Origin of the sequence: Pseudomonas sp. P4795 (assembly GCF_048822895.1) — a bacterium.
Lineage (GTDB): Bacteria > Pseudomonadota > Gammaproteobacteria > Pseudomonadales > Pseudomonadaceae > Aquipseudomonas.
On record NZ_JBMFBT010000023.1, the window covers coordinates 1 to 5,542 of the forward strand.

At 51.1% G+C, this 5,542-nt stretch carries 2 tRNA genes and 3 rRNA genes; all 5 read right to left on the reverse strand.

Annotated features, from left to right (window positions below):
* Positions 1–100, reverse strand: a 5S ribosomal RNA gene (gene rrf, locus ACOI8A_RS28115); the annotation flags it as partial.
* Positions 101–251: 151 nt separating this feature from the next.
* A 23S ribosomal RNA gene (locus tag ACOI8A_RS28120) occupies positions 252–3,145 on the reverse strand.
* Between the two features lie 248 nt (positions 3,146–3,393).
* Positions 3,394–3,469: transfer RNA gene (locus ACOI8A_RS28125), tRNA-Ala, on the reverse strand.
* Positions 3,470–3,496: 27 nt separating this feature from the next.
* Positions 3,497–3,573, reverse strand: a tRNA-Ile gene (locus ACOI8A_RS28130).
* Positions 3,574–3,654: 81 nt separating this feature from the next.
* Positions 3,655–5,191: ribosomal RNA gene (locus ACOI8A_RS28135) — 16S ribosomal RNA — on the reverse strand.
* Positions 5,192–5,542 lie beyond the last annotated feature (351 nt).

A 5,542-nucleotide genomic window follows, 5' to 3' on the forward strand; every position in this document is an offset into this window, starting at 1 on the left:
CTCTCACATGGGGAAACCCCACACTACCATCGGCGATGCATCGTTTCACTGCTGAGTTCGGGATGGGATCAGGTGGTTCCAATGCTCTATGGTCGTCAAGAAATTCGGGTACTGAGTCGTGACCAAATGGTCTCGCTTCAGCAAATTGGGTATGTGACAGCTTTCGGTGTTTTTGCGAGATCGAACTTTCGGTTCATTGCGTCTTCACACACCGCAATCTGGCCTTTCGACGCAAATTGCTTGGGTGTTATATGGTCAAGCCTCACGGGCAATTAGTATTGGTTAGCTCAACGCCTCACAGCGCTTACACACCCAACCTATCAACGTCGTAGTCTTCGACGGCCCTTCAGGGAACTCAAGGTTCCAGTGAGATCTCATCTTGAGGCTAGTTTCCCGCTTAGATGCTTTCAGCGGTTATCTATTCCGAACATAGCTACCCGGCAATGCCACTGGCGTGACAACCGGAACACCAGAGGTTCGTCCACTCCGGTCCTCTCGTACTAGGAGCAGCCCCTCTCAAATCTCAAACGTCCACGGCAGATAGGGACCGAACTGTCTCACGACGTTCTAAACCCAGCTCGCGTACCACTTTAAATGGCGAACAGCCATACCCTTGGGACCGGCTTCAGCCCCAGGATGTGATGAGCCGACATCGAGGTGCCAAACACCGCCGTCGATATGAACTCTTGGGCGGTATCAGCCTGTTATCCCCGGAGTACCTTTTATCCGTTGAGCGATGGCCCTTCCATACAGAACCACCGGATCACTAAGACCTACTTTCGTACCTGCTCGACGTGTCTGTCTCGCAGTCAAGCGCGCTTTTGCCTTTATACTCTACGACCGATTTCCGACCGGTCTGAGCGCACCTTCGTACTCCTCCGTTACTCTTTAGGAGGAGACCGCCCCAGTCAAACTACCCACCATACACTGTCCTCGATCCGGATAACGGACCTGAGTTAGAACCTCAAAGTTGCCAGGGTGGTATTTCAAGGTTGGCTCCACGCAGACTGGCGTCCACGCTTCAAAGCCTCCCACCTATCCTACACAAGCAAATTCAAAGTCCAGTGCAAAGCTATAGTAAAGGTTCACGGGGTCTTTCCGTCTAGCCGCGGATACACTGCATCTTCACAGCGATTTCAATTTCACTGAGTCTCGGGTGGAGACAGCGCCGCCATCGTTACGCCATTCGTGCAGGTCGGAACTTACCCGACAAGGAATTTCGCTACCTTAGGACCGTTATAGTTACGGCCGCCGTTTACCGGGGCTTCGATCAAGAGCTTCGCGTTAGCTAACCCCATCAATTAACCTTCCGGCACCGGGCAGGCGTCACACCCTATACGTCCACTTTCGTGTTTGCAGAGTGCTGTGTTTTTAATAAACAGTCGCAGCGGCCTGGTATCTTCGACCGGCATGAGCTTACGGAGCAAGTCCTTCACCCTCACCGGCGCACCTTCTCCCGAAGTTACGGTGCCATTTTGCCTAGTTCCTTCACCCGAGTTCTCTCAAGCGCCTTGGTATTCTCTACCCAACCACCTGTGTCGGTTTGGGGTACGGTTCCTGGTTACCTGAAGCTTAGAAGCTTTTCTTGGAAGCATGGCATCAACCACTTCGTCGTCTAAAAGACAACTCGTCATCAGCTCTCGGCCTTAGAATCCCGGATTTACCTAAGATTCCAGCCTACCACCTTAAACTTGGACAACCAACGCCAAGCTGGCCTAGCCTTCTCCGTCCCTCCATCGCAATAACCAGAAGTACAGGAATATTAACCTGTTTTCCATCGACTACGCTTTTCAGCCTCGCCTTAGGGACCGACTAACCCTGCGTCGATTAACGTTGCGCAGGAAACCTTGGTCTTTCGGCGTGGGTGTTTTTCACACCCATTGTCGTTACTCATGTCAGCATTCGCACTTCTGATACCTCCAGCAAGCTTCTCAACTCACCTTCACAGGCTTACAGAACGCTCCTCTACCGCATCATCCGAAGATGATACCCGTAGCTTCGGTGTATGGTTTGAGCCCCGTTACATCTTCCGCGCAGGCCGACTCGACTAGTGAGCTATTACGCTTTCTTTAAAGGGTGGCTGCTTCTAAGCCAACCTCCTAGCTGTCTAAGCCTTCCCACATCGTTTCCCACTTAACCATAACTTTGGGACCTTAGCTGACGGTCTGGGTTGTTTCCCTTTTCACGACGGACGTTAGCACCCGCCGTGTGTCTCCCATGCTCGGCACTTGTAGGTATTCGGAGTTTGCATCGGTTTGGTAAGTCGGGATGACCCCCTAGCCGAAACAGTGCTCTACCCCCTACAGTGATACATGAGGCGCTACCTAAATAGCTTTCGAGGAGAACCAGCTATCTCCGAGCTTGATTAGCCTTTCACTCCGATCCACAGGTCATCCGCTAACTTTTCAACGGTAGTCGGTTCGGTCCTCCAGTTAGTGTTACCCAACCTTCAACCTGCCCATGGATAGATCGCCCGGTTTCGGGTCTATTCCCAGCGACTAGACGCCCTATTAAGACTCGCTTTCGCTACGCCTCCCCTATTCGGTTAAGCTCGCCACTGAAAATAAGTCGCTGACCCATTATACAAAAGGTACGCAGTCACCCAACAAAGTGGGCTCCCACTGCTTGTACGCATACGGTTTCAGGATCTATTTCACTCCCCTCTCCGGGGTTCTTTTCGCCTTTCCCTCACGGTACTAGTTCACTATCGGTCAGTCAGTAGTATTTAGCCTTGGAGGATGGTCCCCCCATATTCAGACAAAGTTTCTCGTGCTCCGTCCTACTCGATTTCATGACTAAGAGATTTTCGCGTACAGGGCTATCACCCACTATGGCCGCACTTTCCAGAGCGTTCCGCTAATCTCAAAGCCACTTAAGGGCTAGTCCCCGTTCGCTCGCCACTACTAAGGGAATCTCGGTTGATTTCTTTTCCTCAGGGTACTTAGATGTTTCAGTTCCCCTGGTTCGCTTCTTGCACCTATGTATTCAGTACAAGATACCTAACTTATGTTAGGTGGGTTCCCCCATTCAGACATCTCCGGATCAAAGTCTGTTTGCCGACTCCCCGAAGCTTTTCGCAGGCTACCACGTCTTTCATCGCCTCTGACTGCCAAGGCATCCACCGTATGCGCTTCTTCACTTGACCATATAACCCCAAGCAATCTGGTTATACTGTGAAGACGACATTCGCCGAAAATTCGATAATACTCAAAACTGAGTAACTCACAAATTTTACCTTAGCCTGATCCATTACCAGTGAAAGTAACGTTCAGTCTATCTTTCTATCACATACCCAAATTTTTAAAGAACGAACTAGTCAAAGACTAGAAATCAACATTCACCATCGCATCGATGGAATGCTCATTTCTAAGCTTTAATACGTAGAAGCAGTAGTGGTGGAGCCAAACGGGATCGAACCGTTGACCTCCTGCGTGCAAGGCAGGCGCTCTCCCAGCTGAGCTATGGCCCCGTATTTCTACAGGTTCCCACACAAAATTGGTGGGTCTGGGCAGATTCGAACTGCCGACCTCACCCTTATCAGGGGTGCGCTCTAACCAACTGAGCTACAGACCCAATTTCGGGCTGCTTCTTTCGTCTTCTTCAATGAATCAAGCAATTCGTGTGGGAGCTCATGGAGCAGCTGATGTCGTCGATTAAGGAGGTGATCCAGCCGCAGGTTCCCCTACGGCTACCTTGTTACGACTTCACCCCAGTCATGAATCACACCGTGGTAACCGTCCTCCCGAAGGTTAGACTAGCTACTTCTGGTGCAACCCACTCCCATGGTGTGACGGGCGGTGTGTACAAGGCCCGGGAACGTATTCACCGTGACATTCTGATTCACGATTACTAGCGATTCCGACTTCACGCAGTCGAGTTGCAGACTGCGATCCGGACTACGATCGGTTTTATGGGATTAGCTCCACCTCGCGGCTTGGCAACCCTTTGTACCGACCATTGTAGCACGTGTGTAGCCCAGGCCGTAAGGGCCATGATGACTTGACGTCATCCCCACCTTCCTCCGGTTTGTCACCGGCAGTCTCCTTAGAGTGCCCACCATTACGTGCTGGTAACTAAGGACAAGGGTTGCGCTCGTTACGGGACTTAACCCAACATCTCACGACACGAGCTGACGACAGCCATGCAGCACCTGTCTCAATGTTCCCGAAGGCACCAATCCATCTCTGGAAAGTTCATTGGATGTCAAGGCCTGGTAAGGTTCTTCGCGTTGCTTCGAATTAAACCACATGCTCCACCGCTTGTGCGGGCCCCCGTCAATTCATTTGAGTTTTAACCTTGCGGCCGTACTCCCCAGGCGGTCAACTTAATGCGTTAGCTGCGCCACTAAGAGCTCAAGGCTCCCAACGGCTAGTTGACATCGTTTACGGCGTGGACTACCAGGGTATCTAATCCTGTTTGCTCCCCACGCTTTCGCACCTCAGTGTCAGTATCAGTCCAGGTGGTCGCCTTCGCCACTGGTGTTCCTTCCTATATCTACGCATTTCACCGCTACACAGGAAATTCCACCACCCTCTACCATACTCTAGCTTGTCAGTTTTGAATGCAGTTCCCAGGTTGAGCCCGGGGATTTCACATCCAACTTAACAAACCACCTACGCGCGCTTTACGCCCAGTAATTCCGATTAACGCTTGCACCCTCTGTATTACCGCGGCTGCTGGCACAGAGTTAGCCGGTGCTTATTCTGTCGGTAACGTCAAAATTGCAGAGTATTAATCTACAACCCTTCCTCCCAACTTAAAGTGCTTTACAATCCGAAGACCTTCTTCACACACGCGGCATGGCTGGATCAGGCTTTCGCCCATTGTCCAATATTCCCCACTGCTGCCTCCCGTAGGAGTCTGGACCGTGTCTCAGTTCCAGTGTGACTGATCATCCTCTCAGACCAGTTACGGATCGTCGCCTTGGTGAGCCATTACCTCACCAACTAGCTAATCCGACCTAGGCTCATCTGATAGCGCAAGGCCCGAAGGTCCCCTGCTTTCTCCCGTAGGACGTATGCGGTATTAGCGTTCCTTTCGAAACGTTGTCCCCCACTACCAGGCAGATTCCTAGGCATTACTCACCCGTCCGCCGCTGAATTCAGGAGCAAGCTCCTGTCATCCGCTCGACTTGCATGTGTTAGGCCTGCCGCCAGCGTTCAATCTGAGCCATGATCAAACTCTTCAGTTCAAACATCTTTGGGTTTTTAAGAAACCCTAAACTTGGCTCAGCAATCGTTGGTTACATCTTTGATTTCTCGCGGAGTAACTTGTGATGCTGATAATCTTGTTGACTATCAGTCTGACTCCACAAGCACCCACACGAATTGCTTGATTCAGTTGTTAAAGAGCGGTTGGTTAAGATCTTTCGTCTCAACCGAGGCGCGCATTCTACAGCAGCCTCATTTGCTGTCAAGTGATTATTTTCAGAAGTTTTCGAAGAATTCTTCAACAACTTCAACCACTTGCGCTTCCGATCTCTCGTCAGCGGGAGGCGAATTCTACAGCGTTACACGCTGCTGTCAACACCTCTTTTTCAGCT